The sequence below is a fragment of the Loigolactobacillus jiayinensis genome (assembly GCF_003946445.1).
Taxonomy (GTDB): domain Bacteria; phylum Bacillota; class Bacilli; order Lactobacillales; family Lactobacillaceae; genus Loigolactobacillus; species Loigolactobacillus jiayinensis.
Map to the genome: position 1 here is coordinate 1 of NZ_RHOF01000047.1, position 290 is coordinate 290.

The 290-nt window shown below is 47.9% G+C and carries 1 protein-coding gene; it reads left to right on the forward strand.

Going from position 1 to position 290, the window contains the following annotated elements; all coding sequences use genetic code 11:
• A partial coding sequence (locus EKM80_RS11330; RefSeq protein ID WP_164509553.1) for a transposase family protein occupies positions 1-290 on the forward strand: 290 nt, incomplete at both ends.

Consider the following 290-nt stretch of genomic DNA (forward strand, 5'->3'; position numbering starts at 1 on the left):
AGTCTATCGGGCCAATGTGAAAGTGACCTGTGAACGGTGTCCCCAGTGTGGCTTTGATCATCTCAGTCATAACGGTCACTATAAATCACGCGTTTTATATCCAGCCGCTAACGCCAGTGAACCAGTCTATTTAGAATTACACAAAGAACGGCTGATCTGTAAAGACTGCGGTGCTTCGGTGATGGCTAAGACGGCGCTGGTCGATAAGTACTGCTGTATTTCTAAACCAACGCGGCAGAAGATCTTTATGCAACTTCAAGATGATCGGACCCAATGCAGTGTTGCCCGCG